Source organism: Gordonia sp. 852002-10350_SCH5691597 (assembly GCF_001665715.1).
Taxonomy (GTDB): domain Bacteria; phylum Actinomycetota; class Actinomycetes; order Mycobacteriales; family Mycobacteriaceae; genus Gordonia; species Gordonia sputi.
On the sequence record NZ_LZMO01000111.1, the window covers coordinates 1 to 23798 of the forward strand.

Annotated in this window: 21 protein-coding genes; 12 read left to right on the forward strand and 9 right to left on the reverse strand. The window is 66.3% G+C overall.

Annotated features, from left to right (window positions below; genetic code table 11):
- The first annotated feature begins 231 nt into the window (after positions 1-231).
- From guaB to A5777_RS08175, 3 genes are all read left to right on the forward strand, one after another.
- A complete protein-coding gene (gene guaB, locus A5777_RS08165; RefSeq protein WP_005207921.1) occupies positions 232-1743 on the forward strand; it encodes an IMP dehydrogenase in 1512 nt (503 codons plus the stop codon).
- A 75-nt stretch (positions 1744-1818) separates the two neighbouring features.
- Positions 1819-2961 (forward strand): GuaB3 family IMP dehydrogenase-related protein, encoded by a 1143-nt coding sequence (locus A5777_RS08170; RefSeq protein WP_064862266.1) that lies wholly within the window; start codon positions 1819-1821, stop codon positions 2959-2961.
- Positions 2962-3029: 68 nt separating this feature from the next.
- Positions 3030-4829, forward strand: coding sequence for a GMC family oxidoreductase N-terminal domain-containing protein (locus tag A5777_RS08175; protein WP_231894987.1), 1800 nt, complete (start codon positions 3030-3032; stop codon positions 4827-4829).
- Positions 4830-4961: 132 nt separating this feature from the next.
- Here A5777_RS08175 and A5777_RS08180 read toward each other — a convergent pair whose 3' ends face one another.
- Genes A5777_RS08180 through A5777_RS08190 form a run of 3 tightly spaced genes read right to left on the reverse strand, consistent with a single transcriptional unit; the run spans position 4962 to position 6911 of the window.
- The gene (locus A5777_RS08180; protein WP_064862267.1) at positions 4962-5564 is read right to left on the reverse strand and encodes an energy-coupling factor transporter transmembrane component T family protein; all 603 of its coding nucleotides are present in this window, start codon (positions 5562-5564) and stop codon (positions 4962-4964) included.
- A complete protein-coding gene (locus tag A5777_RS08185; protein ID WP_064862278.1) occupies positions 5561-6235 on the reverse strand; it encodes an energy-coupling factor ABC transporter ATP-binding protein in 675 nt (224 codons plus the stop codon). Before A5777_RS08185 ends, A5777_RS08180 begins: the two co-directional genes overlap by 4 nt.
- Positions 6236-6257: 22 nt before the next feature.
- Positions 6258-6911, reverse strand: a complete 654-nt coding sequence (locus A5777_RS08190) for a biotin transporter BioY (RefSeq protein WP_064862279.1) — start codon at positions 6909-6911, stop codon at positions 6258-6260.
- 114 nt (positions 6912-7025) lie between these two features.
- Between A5777_RS08190 and guaA the strand changes: the two genes are divergently transcribed.
- The gene (guaA, locus tag A5777_RS08195) at positions 7026-8651 is read left to right on the forward strand and encodes a glutamine-hydrolyzing GMP synthase (RefSeq protein ID WP_064862280.1); all 1626 of its coding nucleotides are present in this window, start codon (positions 7026-7028) and stop codon (positions 8649-8651) included.
- A 25-nt stretch (positions 8652-8676) separates the two neighbouring features.
- Here guaA and A5777_RS08200 read toward each other — a convergent pair whose 3' ends face one another.
- Together A5777_RS08200 and A5777_RS08205 are read right to left on the reverse strand one after the other, a co-directional pair.
- Complete coding sequence (locus tag A5777_RS08200) at positions 8677-8958, reverse strand: hypothetical protein (protein WP_442903023.1); 282 nt, start codon at positions 8956-8958, stop codon at positions 8677-8679.
- Positions 8955-10304 carry a PspC domain-containing protein gene (locus tag A5777_RS08205; protein WP_064862282.1) on the reverse strand — a complete coding sequence of 450 codons (1350 nt, stop codon included), beginning with the start codon at positions 10302-10304 and terminating at the stop codon, positions 8955-8957. The genes A5777_RS08200 and A5777_RS08205 overlap by 4 nt, the downstream gene beginning before the upstream one ends.
- 82 nt (positions 10305-10386) lie before the next feature.
- Here A5777_RS08205 and A5777_RS08210 point away from each other — a divergent pair, with 82 nt between their 5' ends.
- Positions 10387-11727, forward strand: coding sequence for a PspC domain-containing protein (locus A5777_RS08210; RefSeq protein WP_442903024.1), 1341 nt, complete (start codon positions 10387-10389; stop codon positions 11725-11727).
- Positions 11724-12419 carry a response regulator gene (locus A5777_RS08215; RefSeq protein ID WP_005207911.1) on the forward strand — a complete coding sequence of 232 codons (696 nt, stop codon included), beginning with the start codon at positions 11724-11726 and terminating at the stop codon, positions 12417-12419. The genes A5777_RS08210 and A5777_RS08215 overlap by 4 nt, the downstream gene beginning before the upstream one ends.
- 35 nt (positions 12420-12454) lie before the next feature.
- Here the strand turns inward: A5777_RS08215 and A5777_RS08220 are convergent, their stop codons facing one another.
- The gene (locus tag A5777_RS08220) at positions 12455-13786 is read right to left on the reverse strand and encodes a serine/threonine-protein kinase (RefSeq protein ID WP_005207910.1); all 1332 of its coding nucleotides are present in this window, start codon (positions 13784-13786) and stop codon (positions 12455-12457) included.
- Positions 13787-13916: 130 nt separating this feature from the next.
- Between A5777_RS08220 and A5777_RS08225 the strand changes: the two genes are divergently transcribed.
- On the forward strand, positions 13917-14948 hold the full coding sequence (locus tag A5777_RS08225; protein WP_064862269.1) for an Rv2578c family radical SAM protein: 1032 nt from the start codon (positions 13917-13919) through the stop codon (positions 14946-14948).
- A gap of 91 nt (positions 14949-15039) precedes the next feature.
- On the opposite strand, the gene A5777_RS08230 is transcribed toward A5777_RS08225, so the two are convergent.
- Positions 15040-15249, reverse strand: a complete 210-nt coding sequence (locus tag A5777_RS08230; RefSeq protein ID WP_064862270.1) for a hypothetical protein — start codon at positions 15247-15249, stop codon at positions 15040-15042.
- 212 nt (positions 15250-15461) lie between these two features.
- On the opposite strand from A5777_RS08230, the gene A5777_RS08235 reads away from it, so the two are divergent.
- Positions 15462-16373: a hypothetical protein gene (locus A5777_RS08235; RefSeq protein WP_064862283.1), complete on the forward strand. Its 912-nt coding sequence runs from the start codon at positions 15462-15464 to the stop codon at positions 16371-16373.
- Entirely contained in the window at positions 16373-17956 is a 1584-nt protein-coding gene (locus tag A5777_RS08240) for a DNA polymerase Y family protein (RefSeq protein WP_005207906.1), read from the forward strand. Before A5777_RS08235 ends, A5777_RS08240 begins: the two co-directional genes overlap by 1 nt.
- 182 nt (positions 17957-18138) lie before the next feature.
- Here A5777_RS08240 and A5777_RS08245 read toward each other — a convergent pair whose 3' ends face one another.
- Together A5777_RS08245 and A5777_RS08250 are read right to left on the reverse strand one after the other, a co-directional pair.
- On the reverse strand, positions 18139-19206 hold the full coding sequence (locus A5777_RS08245; RefSeq protein WP_064862271.1) for an alanine racemase: 1068 nt from the start codon (positions 19204-19206) through the stop codon (positions 18139-18141).
- On the reverse strand, positions 19203-21122 hold the full coding sequence (locus A5777_RS08250) for an SDR family oxidoreductase (protein WP_064862272.1): 1920 nt from the start codon (positions 21120-21122) through the stop codon (positions 19203-19205). Before A5777_RS08250 ends, A5777_RS08245 begins: the two co-directional genes overlap by 4 nt.
- Before the next feature lie 216 nt (positions 21123-21338).
- Here A5777_RS08250 and A5777_RS08255 point away from each other — a divergent pair, with 216 nt between their 5' ends.
- From A5777_RS08255 to A5777_RS08265, 3 genes are read left to right on the forward strand one after another with little or no spacing between them, the layout of a single operon-like run.
- Positions 21339-21767: a MarR family winged helix-turn-helix transcriptional regulator gene (locus A5777_RS08255; protein WP_064862273.1), complete on the forward strand. Its 429-nt coding sequence runs from the start codon at positions 21339-21341 to the stop codon at positions 21765-21767.
- A gap of 26 nt (positions 21768-21793) precedes the next feature.
- Positions 21794-22369 (forward strand): cysteine hydrolase family protein, encoded by a 576-nt coding sequence (locus A5777_RS08260; protein ID WP_064862274.1) that lies wholly within the window; start codon positions 21794-21796, stop codon positions 22367-22369.
- 5 nt (positions 22370-22374) lie between these two features.
- The gene (locus A5777_RS08265; RefSeq protein WP_231894988.1) at positions 22375-23766 is read left to right on the forward strand and encodes an MFS transporter; all 1392 of its coding nucleotides are present in this window, start codon (positions 22375-22377) and stop codon (positions 23764-23766) included.
- Positions 23767-23798 lie beyond the last annotated feature (32 nt).

Sequence of the window (23798 nt, forward strand, 5' to 3'; positions counted from 1 at the left end):
ACGGGGCGGCGCAGCCACGAGCCGACGCCCTCGCTCTTCGTCGTGCAGAACGGGGCGGCGCAGCCACGAGCCGACGCCCTCGCTCTTCGTCGTGCAGAACGGGGCGGCGCCGCCACGAGCCGACGCCCTCGCTCTTCGTCGTGCAGAACGGGGCGGCGCCGCCACGACCCGGCGCGATCGCTTCGCTGCGGGCGAAATCAGCGGCGGCCCATTACCAGATAGAATGGACGAATGACGCAGGTTCGCACCGGAGGAGACGACCCCGGCAAGGTCGCAATGCTCGGACTGACGTTTGACGACGTCCTTTTGTTGCCCTCGGCATCGGATGTGATTCCCAGTGAGGTCGACACATCCACGCGGGTGACCAAGGAGATCACGCTCCGCGTGCCTCTCGTCAGTTCGGCGATGGACACCGTCACCGAGTCGCGCATGGCCATCGCCATGGCGCGCGCGGGCGGCATGGGCGTCCTTCACCGCAACTTGTCGATCGAGGCCCAGGCCGGCCAGGTGGAGACGGTCAAGCGCTCCGAGGCGGGCATGGTGACCGATCCGGTGACCTGTTCGCCGAGCAACACCCTCGCCGAGGTCGACGCCATGTGCGCCCGGTACCGCATCTCCGGCCTGCCGGTCGTCGACGATCGCGGCGAACTCGTCGGCATCATCACCAACCGCGACATGCGCTTCGAGGTCGACCAGAACCGCCCCGTCTCCGAAGTGATGACCAAGGCGCCGCTCATCACCGCCCAGGAGGGCGTGTCCGCCGAGGCCGCGCTCGGCCTCCTGCGTCGCAACAAGGTCGAGAAGCTGCCGATCGTCGACGGCAACGGCAAGCTCACCGGTCTCATCACGGTGAAAGACTTCGTCAAGACCGAGCAGCACCCGCTCGCCACCAAGGATTCCGACGGTCGACTGCTCGTCGGTGCGGCTGTGGGAACCGGCGACCCGCAGTGGGAACGCGCGATGGCGCTCTCCGACGCCGGCGCCGATGTGATCATCGTCGACACCGCCCACGCGCATAACCGGCTAGTGCTCGAGATGGTCGCCAAGCTCAAGGCCGAGATCGGCGATCGCGTACAGATCGTCGGCGGCAATGTCGCAACGCGTGAGGCCGCGCAGGCGCTCGTCGACGCGGGCGCCGACGCCGTCAAGGTCGGTGTCGGTCCCGGCTCGATCTGCACGACCCGCGTCGTCGCAGGTGTCGGTGCCCCGCAGATCACCGCCATCCTCGAAGCCGTCGCCGTCTGCAACAAGGCAGGCGTTCCGGTCATCGCCGACGGTGGCGTGCAGTACTCCGGCGACATCGCCAAGGCACTCGCGGCGGGCGCGTCGACCGTCATGCTCGGTTCGCTCCTCGCAGGCACGGCCGAGGCTCCCGGCGACCTGATCCTGGTCAACGGTAAGCAGTTCAAGAGCTACCGAGGCATGGGATCGCTCGGCGCCATGCAGGGTCGTGGACAGGCCAAGTCGTACTCCAAGGACCGCTACTTCCAAGACGACGTGCTCGCCGAGGAGAAGCTGGTCCCCGAGGGCATCGAAGGACGGGTGCCCTACCGCGGGCCACTCGGCCAGGTGGTCCACCAGCTCGTCGGCGGGCTTCGTGCGTCGATGGGGTACACCGGATCGTCGACCATCGATCACCTACAGGGTGCACGGTTCGTCCAGATCACCGCGGCGGGCCTCAAGGAATCGCATCCGCACGACATCACACTGACCGCCGAGGCGCCGAACTACTATTCCCGCTGACGTCGTCGTGATCGTCGCGATCACGACGCCGCACAGTCGAATAGCAGTCCATCAAACCCCAAGAGAGGCGCAACGGTGCGTGACCTGACCGATATCGGCATGGGCAGAACCGCCCGTCGAACATACGAACTCGACGACATCAGCATCGTCCCATCACGACGGACGCGCTCGTCGAAAGAGGTGTCGACGGCCTGGCAGATCGACGCGTATCGATTCGACTCGCCGATCCTGAGCCATCCCACCGACGCCCTCGTCTCCCCACAGATGGCGGTGACGCTCGGAAAGCTCGGCTCCCTCGGCGCGATCAACGGCGAGGGCCTCTGGGCGCGTCACCGCGACGTCGAGGAAAAGATCGCGCAACTCGTCGACATCGCGCTCAACGATCCCGATCCGTCCGCGCCCGTGCGCTTTCTGCAGGAACTGCATCGCGCCCCGATCGATACCGATCTGCTCGGCGAAGCAGTGAGCTTTGTGCGCGACGCAGGCGTGACGACCGCCGTCCGGGTGAGCCCGCAACACGCGCCGGAACTGACGCCTGCTCTCCTGGCAGCCGGAGTGGAGATCCTGGTCGTGCACGGCACGATCATCTCCGCCGAGCACGTCGTCCGGGGCGAAGAAGAACCCCTCAACCTCAAGACATTCATCGCCGAACTCGACATCCCGGTGATCGCCGGCGGCGTGCACGACCACCGGACAGCGCTTCACCTGATGCGGACCGGTGCTGCCGGCGTGATCGTAGGATACGGCTCCGCCGAAGGAGCGACGACGACGTCGGAGGTGCTCGGTATCGGCGTTCCGATGGCCACCGCCATCGCCGACGCCGCGGCGGCACGTCGGGAATACCTCGACGAGACCGGTGGACGCTACGTTCACGTCATCGCCGACGGCGACATCCACACCTCGGGCGATCTCGCCAAGGCGATCGCCTGTGGAGCCGACGCCGCGGTGCTCGGCACTCCGTTGGCCGCAGCAGCCGAAGCCCCCGGGCATGGCTGGTACTGGCCGTCGGCCGCAGCACATCCCGACACTCCGCGCGGCGCACTGCTGCGCGTCGCGACCGACGAGGGCCGACCGAGCCTTGAGACCGTGCTCAACGGACCGTCCGACGACCCGTTCGGAGAGCTGAATCTCGTTGGCGCGCTGCGTCGTTCGATGGCGAAGGCCGGCTACTCCGATCTCAAGGAGTTCCAGAAGGTAGGGCTGTCGGTCCGCGCGTGAGGCCGCACCTGCCCATCAGGTGAGACCGCCGTCACGTCATGTGACAACGAGCGTTAGAATGGTTGGCTATGGCAGCCCACCATGGTTTCGACAAGCTCAACCAGCGCGAGAACAAGCTCAACCAGCGCGAGAACAAGTCTCACTTCGACGTGCTCATCGTCGGTTCCGGTTTCGGCGGCAGCGTCAGTGCGCTGCGCCTCGTCGAGAAGGGGTACCGCGTCGGGGTGATCGAAGCCGGACGTCGGTTCGAAGACCACGAGTTCGCCAAGACGAGTTGGCGTCTCCACAAGTGGCTCTGGGCGCCGAAGCTCGGGCTGTACGGGATTCAGCGCATCCACGCACTCAAAGACGTGATGATCATGGCGGGAGCGGGCGTCGGCGGTGGCTCGCTCAACTACGCCAACACTCTGTACAAGCCTCCGACACCGTTCTTCACCGACCCGCAGTGGAACCACATCACCGACTGGGAGGCCGAGCTCACGCCGCATTACGAACAGGCTCGACGCATGCTGGGCGTCGTCACCAATCCCACTGTCACCGAATCGGATCGGGTGATGCGCACCGTCGCCGAGCAGATGGGTGCGGCCGACACGTTCACGTCGACGCCGGTCGGCGTGTTCTTCGGTGCCAAGACCGGCCTGGCGGGAGTGCCGGGCGAGACCGTCCCGGATCCGTACTTCGGTGGCGCCGGACCCGAGCGGACCGCGTGCACCGAATGTGGCGCGTGCATGACCGGCTGTCGGGTCGGCGCGAAGAACACCCTGATGAAGAACTACCTCGGTCTCGCCGAGCGCAATGGCGCAACGATCATCGACCGCACCACCGTCGACGGACTCGTGCACCGTGCCGACGGGACGTGGGAGGTCGAGACCAGGGGCTCGTCGTCGTGGGGTCCGTTCGGCGCGGGTAAGCGCACCTTCACCGCAGATCAGGTGATCGTCGCGGCCGGAACGTTCAACACCCAGAAGCTTCTCCACCGAGCGAAGGGCACGACGCTTCCGAATATCTCCGACGCGATGGGCGCGCTGACCCGTACCAACTCCGAATCGATCCTCGGCGCGATGGCCGCGAAATACGATCCGCAGCACGACTATTCGCACGGGGTGGCGATCACGTCGTCGTTCCATCCGGAGCCCAACACGCACATCGAGCCGGTTCGATACGGCAAGGGCAGCAACGCGATCGCGTATCTGCAGACGGTGCTCACCGATGGTGGGAGCAGGCGCAACCGGTTCGGCCAGTTCCTGAAGGAGATCGCGCGGAATCCCTTCCTTCTCGTGCGGCTTCTCTTCGTGCGCAAGTGGAGTCAGCGCACCGTGATCGCCCTGGTGATGCAGAGCAGCGACAACTCGCTGACCACATTCGTTCGCAAGCGCGGGCCGTTCCGCTACGTCACGAGCAAGCAGGGCCACGGTGAGCCGAATCCGACGTGGATTCCCAAGGGCAACGAGGCAACTCGACGCATCGCCGACATCCTGCCGGGAGGGCTCGCCGGTGGCACGTGGGGCGACGTGATGAACATGCCGCTCACCGCCCACTACCTCGGCGGGTGTGCCATCTCCGACGACCCCGCGAACGGCGTCGTCGACGCGTACCACCGTGTGTGGGGCTATCCGACACTGCATGTCACCGACGGTGCTGCGGTCTCGGCGAACCTCGGTGTCAACCCGTCGCTGACCATCTCGGCGCAGGCCGAGCGCGCGATCTCGTTATGGCCCAACAAGGGCGAAGACGACCAGCGTCCCGAGCAGGGAAGTGGTTACCTACGGCTCGCCCCGATCGCGCCGGCACACCCGGTGGTTCCCGCCGACGCGCCTGGTGCGCTGCGGCTGCCGATCACGCCGGTGTCCTCGGCTGTGACGTCCTGACCGCACGCCCGGCAGCGGGGTGGCGCGCGCAGAAAACCACACCCTTCGGGTCCTCCGCCTGTACCGGTACATGCGAACGACCCACGAGGCGTAACTTTCTGCGCGGCTCGGAACCCGAGCACTCCGGTGTGATCAGTCCAGCCCGCGGGCGCTGAGGCTCTCGGCGAACCCGTCGGCGGTCCGCAGCGCGGCGATCACGATGGGCGCGACCAGGATTCGTGCACCGGGCCGCAGTCCGCGTGCGCGGCGCGCCTCGTCGACCTGGCCTGCGATCTCGACGATCAGTGGAATCGTCCGGATGGTCAGGGCGAGCGAGATCGCGATCAGGTCGGTGCGCACGCCGAGCTTGCTCAGCGGCGACATGGCGCGCGTCAGCGAATCGAGCATGTCGGTGGTGCGGGTGGTCAGGCTGACGACGGCGGCCAGCAGTACCGAGAGCGCGAGTATGCCGCACACCAGAACCGCTCGACGCCAGTCGGTGAAGATGAGCTGAAACACGAAGACGAACAACAGAATCCACAGCGTCGGCCGGAACTGGCGCCACGCCGTGACAGGGCCGATGCCGGCCAGGGCGTAGACCGCGACGACCGCGGCGGTGGCAACGCCGAGCGCCGGAAGGGTTCTCACACACAGGGTGATGACGAGAATGCCTGCGGCGAGGCCCAGCAACTTCACGCCAGGGGAGGCCCTGTGCAGCAGCGAGTTTCCGGGCCGGTACGTGCCGAGCGGATTCATGCCATCGCCTCGCGATAGGCGGGCAGTGCGACGCCGGGCACATCGTCGACGGTGATGACCCCGTCGTCGATGACGAGAACGCGCTCGAAGTCGTCGACCAGGTCGAGGTCGTGGGTGACCACGACGAGTTGGACATCCAGGTCGGCGAACACGCGGCGCAACATGCGGCTGTTGCGTAGATCGAGGAGCGTCGTCGGTTCGTCGGCGACGATGATCGACGGTTCGGTGACGAATACGGCTGCGAGTGCGAGGAGTTGCTTCTGCCCGCCGGACAATCTGCTCGCGGGTTGGTCGGCGTGGTCGGCGAGGCCGAAACGATCGAGCACGCTCATCGCGCGCTCTCGACGTTCGGCTTTGTTCAGATCCGTTCTGGTCAGCGAGAGTTCGATGTCCTCGCGCACCGTCGGCATGATGATCTGCCGGTCAGGGTCGGAGAAGATGAACCCGACGCGCCGTCGAACACGACGCTTCTCCTTTGACGCGTCGAGGCCATCGACCACGACGGTCCCGGTGTCGGGGACGACGAGCGCGTTGATCATCCGCGCCAGCGTCGACTTTCCGCTGCCGTTGGCACCCACGATGCCGATGCGTCGTTCGGGGAGGTCGACCGAGACGTCACTCAACACCCGACGGCCGTCGAATGAGTGTGAGACATCGCGGAATTCGATCACGCGAGGTCCATGCGGTGAGTTGTCATGCGGTGAGTGCGACGACGCGTCCACGTCGGATGCGCAGTGGGGTGATGAGGCCCGGCCACCCCCGGTGCACCTGGCTGGCGACGAGCGCCGCGATCACCGCCTTGACGGCATCGCCTGCGATGAACCAGCCGTTGGCCGCGATCGCCGCCCACAGCGTGAGGTCGGCGCGAATCATCAGGCCGATGGTGCCGCAGATGTAGATCACCAGCACTCCGCCGATCAGATTCGCCACGATGCCCAGCAGGATTCGATAGCGCGGCATCATGAACGCCGTCAACAACCCGATCACGAACACGCCGGGCAGGAAGCCGACGAAGAACCCGGCCGTCGGCGACGACAGTGCGGTCAATCCGTTGCGACCGCCCGAGAGGATCGGGAGTCCCGCGATCGCGAGGACGATGAAGATGACCACCGCCAGCGTGCCCTTCTTGGGGCCGAGGATGGCGCCGGTCAGCATCACACCAAGGGTCTGAAACGTGATGGGTACGCCCGCGCTGCCGACGCTGATCTGCCCCGGCAAGCCGAGTGCGGCGATCAGTGCGGCGAACACGGCGGCCTGGGTGATGTCGGAGATCGACAGGGACAGCCATCGCCGCCCCGGCCTGTCGGCGGATGACCTGGCCTTTTCGCGCTCGTCTGAGGTGCTCATATCGACATGGAGTATCCCACGGCGGCACCTGCGCTCCGAGGGCCCCGCCTGCGCGGCGGTGACGGGTGCCGCCTGCGCGGTGATGACGTCGGTGCGCACGCATAGAATGGGGTGGTGACAGACTCTTCCGCCGACAACTCGCCTGCCGACCGATCTTCTGCCGAGAACGCGCTCGTCGAGGGCCCGCGACCGGTCCTCGTCGTCGACTTCGGTGCACAGTATGCGCAACTGATCGCTCGACGTGTCCGTGAGGCGCGCATCTACTCCGAGGTCATCGCCCACGACGCCTCGATCGACGAGTTCAAGGCCAAGGATCCTGCCGCGATCATCCTGTCCGGCGGACCGGCGTCGGTCTACGCCGACGACGCGCCGAGCCTCGACCCCGCAATCCTCGAGCTGGGCATCCCCGTGTTCGGGATCTGCTATGGCTTTCAGACAATGGCTGCCGCGCTCGGCGGCGAGGTGGCCAACACAGGTGGGCGCGAGTTCGGGCGCACGACGTTCACCGCCACCGACGACGGCGTGCTGCATCGCGGTCTCGATCGCAACCAGCCCGTGTGGATGAGCCACAACGACGCCGTGCAGGTGGCGCCCGAGGGCTTCGTCGTCACAGGATCGACGCCCGGTGCGCCCGTCGCGGCGTTCGAGTCCGTCGAGTCGAAGATGGCAGGCGTGCAGTACCACCCCGAGGTGCTGCACACGCCGCACGGACAGCAGGTACTCACCCGGTTCCTCTACGAGATCGCGGGCCTCGAGGCCGATTGGACGCCCGCGAGCATCGCCGACGCACTGATCGACCAGGTCTCCGACCAGATCGGCGACGGCCTCGCGATCTGCGGTCTGTCCGGCGGTGTCGACTCCGCGGTTGCGGCAGCGCTGGTTCAGCGAGCCATCGGCGACCGTCTGACCTGCGTGTTCGTCGACCACGGACTGCTACGTGCCGGTGAGCGTGAGCAGGTCGAGCACGACTTCGTCGCCGCCACCGGTGCGCGGCTGGTGACGGTCGACGCCGCAGACAAGTTCCTCGCCGAACTGTCCGGCGTCAGCGATCCCGAGACCAAACGTAAGATCATCGGACGCGAGTTCATCCGCTCGTTCGAAGGTGCGGTCAGTGACGTGCTCGGCGATCGGGCGGCCAACGGCGACAAGGTCGACTTTCTGGTGCAGGGCACGCTGTACCCCGACGTCGTCGAATCCGGCGGCGGTAGCGGTACCGCAAACATCAAGAGCCACCACAACGTCGGCGGGCTGCCAGACGATCTCGAGTTCAGCCTCGTCGAGCCCCTGCGGTTGTTGTTCAAAGACGAGGTGCGAGCGGTCGGACGTGAACTCGGTTTGCCCGAGGAGATCGTGGGGCGTCAGCCATTCCCCGGACCCGGTCTTGCCATCCGCATCGTCGGCGACGTGACCGCCGACCGCCTCTCGATGCTGCGCAAGGCCGACCTCATCGCCCGCGAGGAGCTGACCGCCGCGGGTCTCGATCACCAGATCTGGCAGTGCCCCGTGGTGTTACTGGCCGACGTGCGCAGCGTCGGCGTCCAAGGCGACGGCCGCACCTACGGGCATCCGATCGTCCTCCGGCCGGTATCGAGCGAGGACGCGATGACCGCCGACTGGACGCGCGTGCCGTATGAGGTGCTCGAGACGATCTCCACCCGCATCACCAACGAGGTGCCCGACGTGAACCGCGTCGTCCTCGACGTCACGAGCAAGCCGCCAGGCACCATCGAGTGGGAATAGGGCCGAGCGGAAGTAGAGGCGAACGCTATCGCCGTCGCGCGCCGCTGACCAGGAGCACCAGGCCGACGATCAGCCCGATCCCGACGACGCCCCAGCCGAGGACCGACGCCGACGGGAGACCGGGCGTATCGGTCAGGCCCCAGATCGCCACCGCGATCGCGGCGATGCCGAGGAGGGCGAGACCGGGAGCGCGGCGGCCGACGGCACCACTAGCCTGCCCGGTGCTCCCTGTTTCCATGCCGACTGTTCCCTTGCCGTCTGTCTCCATGCCTTCTGTTTTCATGCCTTTTGGGCTCCAGTCGTTCATCGGGTCACCTCCACGCTGCCCACGTTGGCGTGCGCGTTGATCGTCAACACCGGCTTGTCGGCGCCGGCCGTGCCGACGGATAGCCCTTCTGGACACTGCGGGTCACCGACATTCAACGTGCAGTTCGCTCGCACGTTCATGTCTTTCGGAACCCGGACGGTCACCTCGCCGAGGCCCGCACGAAGGTCGACGGTGCGGTCCGACGTGAGTGTGAGGTCACGGACGTCGAGTTCGAGCGCGCCCATGGTGACCGAGTAGCTGTCGCGAATGTCGTTCTCGGACAGTGGCTTATACATGCGCTGACCCACACCGCCGGACGGCACGACGCTCTCGTCGGACTGTCCGACCCACGTCGTCGTTGCGCCGGTGACGATGACCGCCGCGCCCAACGCGACGGTGAGGGGGACGAGTCCGACCTGTCGTCGCCCAGTGGATCGACGCAACGCGGCGAGCGTGAGCAGGCCAACGCCGACGACCGCGAGGGCCAGGGAGAGAATGCGCGTCGGGGTGAACCACTCGACTCCCGCCTGATGTGCGGCCACACCGCTCATCGCTGCCAGAAGAGCGGCTCCGACGACGAGGAGCGATGCCCGAGTCGAGGAGTGTCGGTTCTCCGGTACCGCGGGCGGCGTCGGCGTCGAGGGTTCGGGTAGATCCCAGGCGAACCGTGCGGCACCGAGCGGGTCCCACGAGGGCGGTTGACGGTCGGCGGTGGTGAACACCGAGGTCACCGCGTCGGCACTGTCTACGCGAGGTGCGGTGGGGACGGCGGCGGGGGTCGGGACGGCGACCGGCGCTCCCGTCGAGCCCGCGAAGGTCGGCGCTGCACCGGTGCGCAGCGCGCGTGGAGTCCAGCGTTGGAACTGATCCGAACTGGCCGGCGGCGCCGCGTCGAGCGTGTCGGCGCTCGTTCCGGGAAGCGGTGTCGGTGTTCGACGGAACAGCAGCCACCAGCCGAGCACCATGAGGACGGTGCCGAGCACGGCCCCCGAACTCCAGGTGCCGTGCGGACCGAACGACATCACCAGGATGATCACGACGGCGACGACGATCACGAACTTCGGGTTGTGATGGCGGCCGTGACCGTGTCCGCTGCGATCGTTGGCGGGTCCGGCGGCCGACAGTCTGCTCGAGGGGAATGCGATCCAGCCGATGATGTAGAGGAGCAGGCCGCTCCCACCGAACAGCGTCGAGACGACGAAAGCCACCTTCACCAGCGTCGGATCGACGCGGTAGCGGAACGCGATGCCGGCGCAGACACCTGCGACGGTGCGTGGAACCGCCGGGCGAACGGGACGCGTGTGCCAGAGCTGTTCGATGTCTCCGCGGACTTGTGTGGCATCCATGAGTCCAATCCTGGCGGCATCGCGTGCTGTGGGCATCGGGGACATACCCTGACGTTCCCCCGGAAATCGGGGAACGACCCTGATGTGGCGACCGGGGTGTGTGGGGCAGTATCGAAGTGTGAGTACCCCCGCTGCCCCCGACGTGCCACCGATCCCTCGGCTGGTGCGGCGTGACGCGGGCCGGGTCATCGGTGGCGTTGCGGGCGGCGTTGCCGACCATCTCGGCGTCGACGCGTTCCGCGTCCGTGTGGTGTTAGTGGTGTTGGCGGCGCTGGCGGGTGCCGGCGTGCTGGCCTACGGACTGCTGTGGTTCTTCTGCCCGCAGGGCAACGACACCGAATCGCCCGCGCCGGGGGAGCGTCGACAAGCATTGGGTCTCGCGGTGCTCGCGCTGGTTGCGATGACCGTCGTCGGGTTCGCGGCGTCGGGAACGCCTGCCGCCTATCTCGTGCCGTTCGTCTTCGTCATGGTCGGTGCGGGCCTGGTGTGGCGCGAGTTCGACACGTCGAAGACCGCGCCCCACAGCACCGCGCTCACCTGGACACGGTTGGCGGGCGGCGCGGTTCTCGTCGTCGGTGGTCTTGCAGTGATAGTCGTGGCGGGCAGACGCAACTACGGCGGCTTGAGCACCACGTTGCTTGCCGTCGCAGCAACCTTGATCGGTGTCGTGCTGCTGACCGTGCCCCTGTGGATGCGGTTGTGGCGCGCGCTGAACGAGGAGCGTGCCGCCCGAATCCGAAACGCCGAGCGTGAGGAGATCGCATCCCACCTTCACGACTCGGTGCTGCAGACCCTCGCGCTCATCCAGAAGCAGGCGGGCAAGCCCGAGGAGGTCGCCCGGTTGGCCCGCAGTCAGGAGCGCGAGCTGCGTGGGTGGCTCTTCGGCGACGTCGCGCAGCGCGGCACGTCGTTGAGTGCGTCGATCCGGGAGGTCGGCGCAGAGGTGGAAGACACGTATGGGATCGAGGTCGAGGTGATCACCGTCGGTGATCTGCGTCCCGACGAGGGAGCCCGTCACGGACCGGGGAGCGAGGTACGACGCTGGCCCGCTCTGATCGGAGCGACGCGCGAGGCGCTCGTCAACGCGGCCAAGCACTCGGGCGAGCGTAGCGTCGACGTCTACATGGAGGTGGGCGACGAGGAGGTCGAGGTGTTCGTGCGCGATCGAGGCGTCGGATTCGATCGTGACGGTGTCGACCCGGACAGGCAGGGGCTTACGCGCTCCATCAAGTCTCGGGTGGAACGTGCTGGGGGACAGGCACGTATCGATTCGACGCCGGGGCGCGGCACGAACATCCGACTGATCATGCCGCGTCCCACGACGCACGCCGACGCGGATAGCGATGGCCACGACGACGCGCACGAGGCCACGCAGGAAGCCACGCACACCGACGAGTCGATCGACCACGGGAAGGCACGATGAACGAGAACGCGACCGCCGGGCCGGATGCACAGAGCGCATTGTGCCGCGTGTTTCTCGTCGACGACCACGCGGTGTTCCGCTCGGGTGTACGCGCCGAACTCGCCGACGAACCGGGATTGCACGTGGTCGGCGAGGCGGGCACCGTCGCCGATTCGATCACTGCGATCACGCGACTGCGGCCAGACGTCGTGCTCCTCGACGTACACATGCCCGCGGGCGGTGGTGTCTCCGTATTGCGCGGTGTCACAGAGACATTGGGCGACGACGCGCCCGTCTTCCTCGCGCTCAGCGTGTCCGACGCCGCCGAGGATGTGATCGCCACGATCAGGGCGGGCGCACGCGGGTACGTGACCAAGACGATCGACGGTCGGGAACTCGCGGACGCGGTCCGACGTGTCGCAGACGGCGATGCGGTATTCAGTCCGCGGCTCGCCGGATTCGTGCTCGATTCGTTCACCGGGAAGTCGTCGGTGCCCGAGCCCGCCCTCGATCCCGAACTCGACTCTCTCACAAGGCGAGAACTCGAGGTGTTGCGTCTGTTGGCGCGCGGATACACCTACCGCGAGATCGCCGAAGAGTTGTTCATCTCGATCAAAACCGTCGAAACCCACGCGTCGAACGTCTTGCGGAAGACTCAGCAGTCCAACCGAAATGCGTTGACCCGGTGGGCGGCCACTCGCCACATCGGTTGAGGCTCAGCGCGAGTGTGTTTCAGTGCGAGTGTGTCTCAGCGCATCAAGACGATCGCGAGGACGATCACGACGGCCAGCACCACGAAGAAGGCGAGTACCGCCAGCGCGAGGGCCGTCGGCGAGGTGCCCGAAGCTCGTTGGGAGGGTGGAAGACTCGCGTACGGGTCGATCGGGTAATGCTCGCCTTGATACCGGCCACTCGGGTATTGCCCGCTTGGATACTGGCCACTCGGGTACTGGCCGCTCGGGAATGGCGGTGTCGACGAGACCAGAGTGTGGTGTCGAGGTTGCGACGGTGGGGTCTGCCATCCGGCGGCCACCGACGTGCCGGAGGTTAGTTGGTCTGACACGGGGCGGGCTGATGGGAAACCACCGGGACGGGCCGAATCTGGTTGCGACGTCTGGCCGGGTCCTGCGGGGCCCGCGCCGTGCGGCGTCTGCGGGGGAAGGGTTGCCGCACCCGATGCGCGGGGAATCAGGCTCGTCAGTACCTGGTCGGCGGAGGCGCGGCCACCCGACGCGACCGCGATGAGTTCGTCGCGGGCCTGTGCCATCGTGATCCGCTTTGTGGGACTGGGCTCGAGCATGTGCAGCAGCACTGGTTCGAGAGCGCCCGCCCGCTTCATCGGATTGATCTGCGCACGAGCCACCTTGTGCAACATGACAAGTGAGTTGTCGTCGACTCCGAACGGTGGTTCGCCCTCGACCATCGTGTAGACCGTCGCACCCAGCGAGTACACGTCCGATGCCTCAGACGGTTCGGCACCGCGCGCGACCTCGGGGGCGAAATATGCTGGGGTGCCGGTGATCACGCCGGTTTGTGTCAGGGAGACATCGTCCTTGGCGCGAGAGATACCGAAATCGGTGAGTTTGACCAGCCCCGCGTGACGTCCCGATTCGGAGATGAGGATGTTGCCGGGCTTGATGTCTCGGTGCACGATGCCCGCGGCGTGGGCCTCGGCCATGGCGTCGGCGACCTGTGCGCCGATCTTGGCCGATTCGGTGACGTCGAGTGTGCCTGCCGAGTAGAGGATCTGGGCGATACTCCGTGACGGAAGGTACTCCATCACCAGCCACGGTTCACCGCGGTCGAGCGCAACGTCGTGCATCGCGATCGCGTTGCGATGGGCGAGTTTCGCGGCAATCCTGCCCTCACGCATCGCGCGCTTACGGGCATTGTCGGCGGAATCGTCGGAGAGGCCCTCGGTGGAGAGGACCTGCTTGACCGCGACGTCGCGATCGAGCAGTTGGTCGCGGGCGAGCCAGACGGTGCCCATGCCACCGCCGCCGATTCGGGATTTCAGCCGATAACGGCCGGCCACCAGGTACTGCGGACCCGGTGTGCGGTAGCTCTCGGCGAGTGACATACGGAAATGATAGCCGCGTGGCGCGCGGGGACGTGGCCGTCGAGAACCCGTCGGCGGTTCAGTGGTCCATACATGGCGGTCATGGCGGCGCGGGTTGACAGTGCCTAGTACGTATGTTCGACTCATCACCATGAGGTGGTCCGAACAGGTGGTCGAAGTCGACGACGGCGCGCTGCCCGGTTTCGCGCGTGCAGGACTCGTGCGGTCGGTGCAGACTCCGGAGTTCGAGGGCATCACCTTTCACGAGGTGCTCGCCAAGAGTGCGCTCAATGCCATGCCGGAGGGGTCGGGGTTGCCGTTCCGGTTCACGGTCAACACATTTCGTGGATGTTCGCACGCGTGCCGATACTGTTTCGCGCGGCCGACGCACGAGTACCTCGACCTCGACGCCGGGCGCGACTTCGATTCGCAGGTGGTGGTCAAGCTCAACGTCGCCGCGGTGTTGCGCAAAGAGCTCCGACGACGTTCGTGGCAACGGGAGACCGTCGCATTGGGCACCAACACCGATCCGTATCAGCGTGCTGAGGGTCGATATCGGCTGATGCCCGGCGTGATCACCGCGCTCGCCGAATCGGGGACGCCGTTGTCGATCCTCACCAAGGGCACACTGCTACGTCGAGATCTACCGCTGTTGCGCCAGGCGTCGGCTCAGATCCCGGTGAGTATCGGAGTGTCGCTGGCCATCTTCGACGACGACCTGCAGAAGCAGATCGAACCGGGAACGCCGTCGCCGCGGGCGAGGTTGGAGCTGATCCGTGCGATAGCCGAGGCGGGATTTGCGCCACACGTGATGGTTGCGCCGGTCATTCCGTATCTGAGCGATTCCACCGCGCACCTCGACGCGCTGCTCGGTGCGCTCGCCGACGCTGGGGCTGCAGGTGTGACCGCGTTCCCGATGCATCTGCGCAGTTCGACCAAGCCGTGGTTCATGAATTGGCTTGCCGCTAATCATCCGGCGCTGGTGCGCAAGTACAACGGATTGTACGGCCGGGGTGCGTATGTCACCGCGGAGTACTCGTCATGGCTGCGAGATCGATTGCAGCCGTTGGTGGCTCGGCACGGTTTGACCGGCCGCGATCACGGCAGGACGGAGTTGGTGGATACCGGCGAGCGCGACCTGATCGCACCGCCCGAGATGGCCGAGGCGTTGACCTTGTTCTGAGCCGCGCAGTTCTAGGCTGCGCAGTTCTAGGCTGCGCAGTTCTAGGCCGCGCAGTTCTAGGACACGCAGTTCTGAGCCGCGCGGTTTTGAGTCAAGCGGTTCTGAGCCACGCCGCCCAGGTGTTCTCGGGCGGCGTGGTTGTTGTGCGGGTCGCTGTGGGGTCTGCGTCGTCGTGGGTCTGCGTCGTCGTGGGTCTGCGTCGCTGTGGGTCTGCGCCGTTGCGGGTGGTGATCATGTCGGCTCCTGCGCCGGTCGTCGCGTCTGCGGTGTCGACGGTTTGTCGAAGGTTGTGTTCGGTCAAACAGTGCAGGTCAACGGGTATATTTTGGTCATATCTGCCATTCGCGGGCGGCGGCTCGACCGTTCGTCACCTGGGCTGTTGCGGAGTGTCAGAGGGGCGTCGTACGATCTGAATATCGAAAAAACGTTCGATCAAACTCGGTGATCCGAGCGACCGACGGCGCAGCAACTTCCCGGCTCGCCATGCATCACAACGCTGGCCAGGAGGTCTTCATGAGTGTTTTGCCGTTGGCTCATCCGAACGCATCGCAGTCGGATGGCGATGCTCTCGATGAGGGCGGTCTGCCCGACCGGGATGGTCTGCCCGACGGGGCGCGGGCCGATACGTTGGCGCAACTTCGCAAGCGAATGGCGGTGCTGTCCGGCATGCCGGACAGGTTGTCCGTCGATCGTGTCGACGAGGTCGGCGATAGGTTGCCGCTTCCGGATGTTCTCGCAGATCTGTTGCCGCACAGTAACTCTCGACAGCATGATGCTCGCCGCGGGGGAATCGCCCGAGGGAGCGTGATCGACTGTTCGGGAGCCCGGTCGTTGGTGGTCGCGATGATCGCCGCGGTGAGTCGCAGTGGTGGTCAGGTGGGAATCGTCGGCTTGCCGTGGCTGAGCTTGTTGTCGGTCGCAGAGATGGGCGCCGATCTCGCCCGTATCGCCATCGTGCCGGATCCGGGGGTCGATCCGATCGAGATCGCCTCGGTGCTGCTCGACGGCATGGATCTGGTGGTGCTCGGCCTGCGTGGAGTCGACGTTGCGCCCGCGCGGTGCCGGGTGGTCAGCGGCCGGGTGCGCCAGCAGTCGTCGGCGCTGCTGGTCGTCGACGGTCATTGGCCGGGCGCGCAGGTGCGTATGGAGGCGAGCGTGCTCACCTACCGGCATGTCCCGGGAACGTCGGGCGCCGATCTCTCCGCAGCACGGCGTGGGCACGGTCGGATCGGGGGTCTGCGGCTGCAGGTCACCGCAACCGGGCGTGACCGCAGGCGACGCAGCGCCGACGTCGATCTGAGTTCGTTGAGTGCGCAGGGTCAAGCAGGGCTGGTGGGGCTGACACGCCCGGAAGAACCGGTAGTGGGTAGACCGGATGATCAGATCAGCGCAGACGACCAGATGCTCACCGCGGTGGCGAACTGATGGGTCGGGTCATGGCCGTGTGGTGCCCGGACTGGCCAGCGATGGCGGCAGCGGCCGACGAGGATCTGCCTCCGGCACAACCGATTGCGGTGCTGTCGGCCAATCGGGTGACCGCAACGTCGGCGACTGCCCGAGCGGCGGGGGTCCGACGCGGCATGAGAAAACGGCAGGCGCAGGCGGTGTGTCCGGAGATGCGGGTGTTCACCGCGGACGTCGATCGTGACGCACGCTTCTTCGAGCCGGTGGTGGCTGCGGTGGCCGAGGTGGTCGCCGTGGTCGAGGTGCTACGCCCGGGGCTGGTAGTGATGCCTGCCGATGGCGCCGCGCGACATCACGGCGGAGAGGAGTCGCTGGCCGAACAACTCGTCGACCAGATCTCGGTGTGCGGAGTCGAATCGCAGGTCGGGGTTGCCGATGAACTGTTCACTGCGGTGATCGCTGCACGTCGGGGTCATCACGTCGAACCGGGCGGAAGCCGCGCTTATCTGGCCGATCTCCCTGTGGCAGAACTGAACGTGGAGCCGAGTTTGTCTGTGCCCGAACGGGCAGAGCTGGTCGATCTGTTGCGTCGACTCGGACTCGTCACCATCGGCGATTTCGCCGCGATGTCTGCACGCGACGTCGCAACCAGATTCTCCGCCGACGCCGCCGTCGCCCACCGGCTGGCCAACGCGCTGACCGATCGTCGACCGTCGGGCAGTGCGGTCGCGCCGGAGTTGGTGATCGAGTACGTCTGTGAGCCACCGATCGACCGGATCGACGCCGCGGCGTTCGCTGGCCGACGCCTCGCCGACATGCTGCATCGTCGACTCGCCGACGTACCCGCGGCGTGTACCAAGCTCAGGGTCGAGGCCGTTACCGAACGCGGACAACGACATTCACGGATCTGGCGGTGTGCACAACCGCTGACACCCGACGCCACTGCCGACCGCGTCCGGTGGCAGTTGGAGGGCTGGCTGACCGGCGCGGGCAGGGGGAGGAGTCGCGGCGACACCCGACCCGACTCGCCGATCGCGATGCTTCGACTCGAGCCGGTGGAAACGGTCGACGCCGGCGAGTTGCGCTACGCACTGACCGGTGCGGGACTGCCGGGCGAGTCGGAGGTCTCCGAGCGCGCACGCCGGTCGTTGGAGCGTGTGCAGGGTCTGCTCGGTGGCGACGCCGTGCAGGTGCCGGTGCGCAGTGGTGGTCGCGGGCCGTCGGAGCAGATCACGATGATCGCACTCGGTGACGAGAAGATCCCCGAGCGCGACCCGCAGGCACCGTGGCCAGGCCGCGTGCCCCAGCCCGCACCCGCGGTCATGTCCCGCGCCCCGGTGTCGTTGACCGACGCGTCGGGGCAACCGGTGACCGTCACCGGTCGGGGAGCGTTCTCCGACGAGCCCGCCGTCGTACGCATGGCACGTCCCGGCCGCGACGCCGCCCGCGACACCTGGGCGTTGAGCTGGTGGGCCGGACCGTGGCCTGCGGGCATGGACGATACCGGCATCGTCGCCAGAGCCCAAGTGCTCCTGGAGGATTCACGCGCGCTGCTGCTCTACTACCGGGCAGGCGAATGGATGGTCGAGGGCGTGTACGAGTAGCGGTGCTCTGGTGTGCGCGGCGGTGCGGAAAGTAGGGGAAGGATTCTTTCCTTGGGTTCTTTACGTTTTCTCGTGTTGTTTCTGGGGGAGGGGTACGAAACCCGCGGAAAAATTCTTTCCCCTAGTTTCTGCGCGGGCCGGCGCGGCGCGACCCGAGCCGTGCACGCGCGCGGAGCCCGCGGTCAGCTGTTCGCGCCGCGGGCGACCACGCGCCACGTCGCAACCTCGCCCTCACCACCCTCACCAGCACCACCGCCGACGACCAGCTCGTCGACGAGGTTCACCGCGGTGCAGACGTGGTTGGGTACGACGCGCACCGTCGAGCCGAGCGAAGGGACGTACTCGTCCGGGTACTCGACAACCGCGTGGTGTTCGGAGAGCGCGACGATGCGTGCGGCAGGCTCGTCGAGTATCCGACCGTGTCCGCTGGCCCACGCGGGGCGGTCGGCGCCGATGATCTTGCTGCCCGCGTCGAGAACCACACGACGCCCGTCACGGCGGACGACGGTGCTGACGGCGGTCAGCGCCACGTCGTCGAATCCGCAGACGCCGAGCTCCACCTGCTGGGCGTCGTAAAACGGATAGACGCCCGGTCGGATCTCGGTCAACACGCCCGAATCCGCGAACTCGATCGTCGGCGTCGAGCCTCCGCTTCGCACGCGTGGCTCGATTCCCCTGTCGCGCAACTGTTCTGCCGCTGATGAGAGTGCCGCGATCTCCTGTGCGGCGGCGTCACGGCGTGCATGTCCGGGGCCGTATCCGTGGCCGGGAAAGGTGAACACCCCGACCACCTTGAGCCCAGCCGACTGCGCAGCCGCTGCGACCTCGCCCGCGGACTCAGGTGCCACACCTGTCCGGTGTTGTCCGGAGTCGACTTCGACGAGAACCTCGGCGCCGGACAGCTCGGCGGCAAGGCGCACGGCACCCTCGACGGAGTCGACGGCCAGGCGGAGTGACACCCGATCGGCGAGCGCGCGCAGGCGTGCACCCTTGTGGGCTGTGACCCACAGCGGATAGGCGATGAACAGATCACCGAAGCCCGCGGCGGCGAACGCTTCAGCCTCTCCGATCGTCGCTACGGTGAGACCCACAGCGCCGCTGTCGATCTGGCGTCGAGCGAGCTCTGCGGTCTTGTGCGTCTTGGCGTGGGGGCGCAGATCGACGTGAGCGTTCCGTGCGAGCTCGGCGACCGCCTGCAGGTTGCGATCGAGGCGCGCGAGGTCGACGGCGAGATACGGGGTGTCGGTCACCGATCCACGGTACCGAGGGAGGCCGCCGATTCGTCGACCAGAAGGTACTCCTGGTGCAGAATCCGTGCGGTCAGTCGCGGTGTGAACTTCCGGCCGAACTCGGCGAGCTGTCCGAGCGGCGGACTGATGCGCGCCGGACGCGTCACGATGCCCTGCAACACCTTCGACGCTCCCTTGTCGACGCTCCACACCCCGGCGGAGTTCTGATAGGCCTCGGTGGGCGCGATCATCCGCGTGCGGACCAGCGGTAGCCGCACGTTGGTGAACGAGACGTGTTCGGAGAGGGTTTCAGCACCCGTCGACTCGCTGAACGCCTCCAGCGCCGCCTTCGATGCCGCGTACGCGCCGAATCGCGCGCCACGCGTCTGCACGGCGATCGACGACACATTCACGATATGCCCGCTCTGTCGTTCCACCATGTGCGGCAACAGTGCGAGTACGACGTTGACGGCTCCGAAGTAGTTGACCGCCATCACCCGGTGGTAATCATGCGAGCGCTCAACGGAATTGAGCGTTGATCGACGAATCGAGCGCCCAGCATTGTTGACCAGGACATCGACGTGACCGTGGTCGGCGATGACCGACTTCACCAGTGTCCGCACCGCCTCCTCGTCGGTGATGTCGCACTGATAGGAATAAGCACGTCCGGGCGGAATGCCCGGTTTCGACTGCGATGCATTGAGATCGGCGACCGCGGAGGCCAATTCGTCTGCGCTGCGGGCGATCACGTAGACGTCGGCACCCCGTTCGAGGCACATCCGGGCGGTGGCCTTGCCGATGCCGCTCGACCCGCCAGTGACCAACACGTGCTTACCGACGAGCGGTCCGCGCGGATCACGCCTGCGGTGCCGTGCCGGGTCGAGATGGGTGGTCCAGTACTCCCACAGGCGTGGTCCGTAGTCGTCGAGATCAGGAAGTTCGACGCCGCGGCCACTCAATCGTGCCAGGGTTCGTGTGGCACGGAAGTCCGCCGTCATTCGCATGCCGTCGAGCAGTGCGGGTGGGATGCCCTCCTGTAACGCGACAAGATCGCGGATTGGACGTAGCGGCCCGAATCCGGTCAGCCCGATAGCAGGGGCGACGATCCGATTGCTCACCACGCCAACACCTTTGGGTGAACCGATCGCAGGAGCGAGCGCGTTGTACATGCCGATGACACCGCGGTCCCGCGAATCGCCGAGATGAAACACCTCGCAGCTGCGTTCAGGCTCGTCGTCGACGAGGGTTGCGATGGATTGCGCCACGAAATCGACGGGTACAAGATTGAGCCGACCCAGGTCTGGCATCGGCAGTGGAATACCCGACGGCAGGAGTCCCAGGAGCGCCAATCGGGGGAAGAAGTAGTACGGGCCGTCGACCTTGTCCATCTCGCCGGTACGCGAATCGCCGACCACGACCGACGGCCGGTACACCCGCCAGCGCAGTCCCTCCCGCTCGCGGACGAGCTTCTCCGCCTCGTACTTGGTGCGGTGATACGGCGTCGGAAACCCCTGCCCCAGGTCGAAATCGTCCTCGGTGAAGGCGCCCGCATAGTCACCGGCGACAGCGATCGACGAGACGTGGTGCAGCATCGCGTCGTGTTCGACGGCGAAGTCGACGACGCGCGCGGTGCCGTCGACATTGGCACGTTGCTGGGCCTCGGCGTCGGCGGTCATGTCGTAGATCGCGGCGAGGTGGATGACGTGGTCGATCTCGGGCAACTCTGTGCCAGACAAGGCCAGCCCGGGCGAGGTGAGTTCCCCGGCGATCGGATGCAGTCGATCCGGGGGAGCGTCGGCGAACATCTCGTCGAATCGTGCGCGTGATCCCGAGCGGACCAGCGCGTAGACGTGGGCGCCCCGGTCTGCGGCGAGCAGTCGTTCGATCACCCGGCGTCCGATGAACCCGGTCCCTCCGGTGATGAAATACGTGGTCATCTGTTCCTCCGGCCGGCTGGCAACTGCGGACTCGCGCCTTCTTACTCCGCGGTAAGAAGTGCTCGGATTCACCCTGACACTTACATCACCAAATGGCAACGTCACCACGGGGAGTTGTTGGCCCTGGGATACCCAGGGTCGGCGGGAGAGTTGTCTGAAATCTCCCTTTCTGTCAGGAACCTTATCAGTTGACTGACTATTTGCTAGACTCACTATATGTCTGAGAATCCCGCCGAGATTGCCGCGACCCTGCGCCCCGTGCTGGCGGCGCTCAATCGCCGACTCCGCGCGCAGGGCCCGATCGGGGATCTCACGCGGTCGCAGACCAACGTGCTCGGCAGGCTCGAACGTGGGGGACCGTCGACAGTGAACGACCTCGCCCGAGCCGAAGGTGTTCGCCCGCAGTCGATGTCGACGACGGTTGCGGCACTGCTCGAGCAGGGACTCATCATCGGGACGCCTCATCCGAAGGATCGTCGAAAGACGCTCCTTGATCTTTCGGACAAGGCCCGCGAGACCTACGCGCGTGGACGATTGGCTCGCGAGGACTGGCTCGCTGATCGGCTCGGGCAGGTTCTCACCGACGAGGAATGGGCGCAGATCGCCACCGCAACAGAGCTTCTCCGCCGTGTGGCGGAGTCCTGACAGTCGCTTCGATCAAGGAGGAATCCATGGCAATGACAGCTCTCGACCCGCGGGTCGCGCTGATCGTCATCGACATGCAACGTGGAATCGCGTTGCGCGACAATCTCGCACCGTACCCGGCGTCGGAAATCGTCGACCGCGCGGGGCAATTGGTCGACAGGTTCCATAAGTATGGCCACCTCGTGGTGATGGTCAACGTCGACGCCGTGCCTCCCGGCCGGACGGACCGCAACTCTGGATCGGCGAGGCCGCAATTGCCGACGGAGGGGACCGAGCTCATCGACGAATTCGCCCCCCAGCCAGACGATCTGGTGGTGACCAAACATTCGCGTAGCGCATTCGCGGGTACCGGTCTCCTCGAGGAGTTGCGTTCCAGGGGGGTCACCCAGGTCGCCGTCGTCGGGATCGCCAGTGGCGCAGGCGTCGAATCGACGGCGCGTGACGCACACGAAGCGGGGTTCAACGTGACGTTGCCGACCGATGCGATGACCGATTCCGACGGGGAGCGTCACGCGCACAGCGTGCGCGAGGTGTTCCCCCAGATCGCCGAGACAGGTTCGACCGCAGAGCTTCTCGAACTCCTCGACGCCACAGCTCAGTGAGTGCCGTGGCCACCGGCGACGCCGGTGTGGCACAGCGCAATCCCTTCGGCTGGAGATTCACCGGGCCACTGTTGATGGGGTCGACACTCAACCCGATCAACAGTTCCATGATCGCCACCGCGCTCGTCGGGATCGGCGTCGACTTCCATCGGGGTCCGGCCCAGACGACGATTCTGATCTCAGTGCTCTACCTGTGTAGCGCAGTGGCACAACCGACGATGGGCAAACTCGCGACGGTATTCGGTCCTCGTCGCGTCTTCGCCTCCGGGCTGGTCATCCTGCTGATCGCCGGTGTCATCGGTGCCGCCGCGCCGGCGTTCTGGTGTCTTCTGCTCTCCCGTGCGTTGATCGGCATCGGCACCTCTGCGGCGTATCCCACGGCCATGGCGCTCGTGCGGTCGCGAGCCGACTCCTTCGGCACCGGCGTGCCGAGCCGGATACTCGGCGGGTTCTCGATCGCCGCCCAGGTGATCGCCGTCATCGGTCTGCCCCTCGGCGGTGTACTGACCGGTGTGTTCGGCTGGCGCGCTGTGTTCTTCGTCAACATCCCCGTTGCACTGGTCACCATCGCGTGGGCGCTGCGCAGTATTCCCCGCGACGGGGCGGTCCATGTAGGTGGTGTCCGGGGTCTTGTCCGCGTCGTCGACGTCGTGGGGGTAGTGCTTTTCGCGGTGACCGTCGTTGTGACACTCGAGTTCTTGGCGCGCCTGCCAGAACCGCGGTGGTGGTTGCTCGTCATCGTCGCCGTATCGGGGCTGTTGCTGTTCCTCTGGGAACTACGTGCTGCACAACCGCTCATCGACGTACGGATGCTCGCGGCCAACTCCCCGTTGGTGCGCACCTACCTGCGCCAGATGCTGGCAGGGCTCGGCTCGTACACGGCGATGTACGGCATCAGCCAGTGGATGGAGCAGTCCGCGGGCTACACGGCCGCGCAGGTCGGCCTCATCCTCATCCCGTACTCCGCGCTCAGTGTCGTGTGTGCGCGGGTCAACTCGACGCACGGATGGGTGCGAATTCCGTTGATCCTCACAGGTTTCTGCTTTGTCGGCGCCGGTGTCACCGCCGTGGCGATCCATCATTCCTCTGGGCTGTGGATCCTGCTCACGATGACCTTCCTGTTCGGCGTAGCCAACGGATTGAGCGGCTACGCCAACCAGGCGACGCTCTACACGCAGAGCCCGTCGGAGTCGATCGGCGTGGCGTCGGGTCTGTACAGAACGTTCATGTACTTCGGGGCGATCTTCTCGTCGAGCCTCATCGGTATCGCCTTCGGGGCCCGCGCCACCGACGGTGGACTACACGTCGCGGGCTGGGCGATCGTGGTCATCGGATCGGTGTTGATCGCCATGACGTTGGTGGATCGTCGGATTCCGAGAGCGGTGTCGGCAGACTGATGGTGCGGTCTCGCCGCAACGAGCGAGTGCCG

Excerpts from the sequence above, each read along its gene's own strand:
- A5777_RS08200 (WP_442903023.1), bottom strand. The coding sequence starts at position 8,958 with ATGAACGACTGGAGCCCAAAAGGCATGAAAACAGAAGGCATGGAGACA.
- A5777_RS08235 (WP_064862283.1), top strand. The coding sequence starts at position 15,462 with ATGAGTGTTTTGCCGTTGGCTCATCCGAACGCATCGCAGTCGGATGGC.
- A5777_RS08220 (WP_005207910.1), bottom strand. The coding sequence starts at position 13,786 with ATGTCACTCGCCGAGAGCTACCGCACACCGGGTCCGCAGTACCTGGTG.
- A5777_RS08180 (WP_064862267.1), bottom strand. The coding sequence starts at position 5,564 with ATGAATCCGCTCGGCACGTACCGGCCCGGAAACTCGCTGCTGCACAGG.
- A5777_RS08260 (WP_064862274.1), top strand. The coding sequence starts at position 21,794 with ATGGCAATGACAGCTCTCGACCCGCGGGTCGCGCTGATCGTCATCGAC.
- A5777_RS08225 (WP_064862269.1), top strand. The coding sequence starts at position 13,917 with ATGAGGTGGTCCGAACAGGTGGTCGAAGTCGACGACGGCGCGCTGCCC.
- A5777_RS08250 (WP_064862272.1), bottom strand. The coding sequence starts at position 21,122 with ATGACCACGTATTTCATCACCGGAGGGACCGGGTTCATCGGACGCCGG.
- A5777_RS08205 (WP_064862282.1), bottom strand. The coding sequence starts at position 10,304 with ATGGATGCCACACAAGTCCGCGGAGACATCGAACAGCTCTGGCACACG.
- guaB (WP_005207921.1), top strand. The coding sequence starts at position 232 with ATGACGCAGGTTCGCACCGGAGGAGACGACCCCGGCAAGGTCGCAATG.
- A5777_RS08210 (WP_442903024.1), top strand. The coding sequence starts at position 10,387 with ATGTGGCGACCGGGGTGTGTGGGGCAGTATCGAAGTGTGAGTACCCCC.
- A5777_RS08190 (WP_064862279.1), bottom strand. The coding sequence starts at position 6,911 with ATGAGCACCTCAGACGAGCGCGAAAAGGCCAGGTCATCCGCCGACAGG.
- A5777_RS08175 (WP_231894987.1), top strand. The coding sequence starts at position 3,030 with ATGGCAGCCCACCATGGTTTCGACAAGCTCAACCAGCGCGAGAACAAG.
- A5777_RS08215 (WP_005207911.1), top strand. The coding sequence starts at position 11,724 with ATGAACGAGAACGCGACCGCCGGGCCGGATGCACAGAGCGCATTGTGC.
- A5777_RS08255 (WP_064862273.1), top strand. The coding sequence starts at position 21,339 with ATGTCTGAGAATCCCGCCGAGATTGCCGCGACCCTGCGCCCCGTGCTG.
- A5777_RS08240 (WP_005207906.1), top strand. The coding sequence starts at position 16,373 with ATGGGTCGGGTCATGGCCGTGTGGTGCCCGGACTGGCCAGCGATGGCG.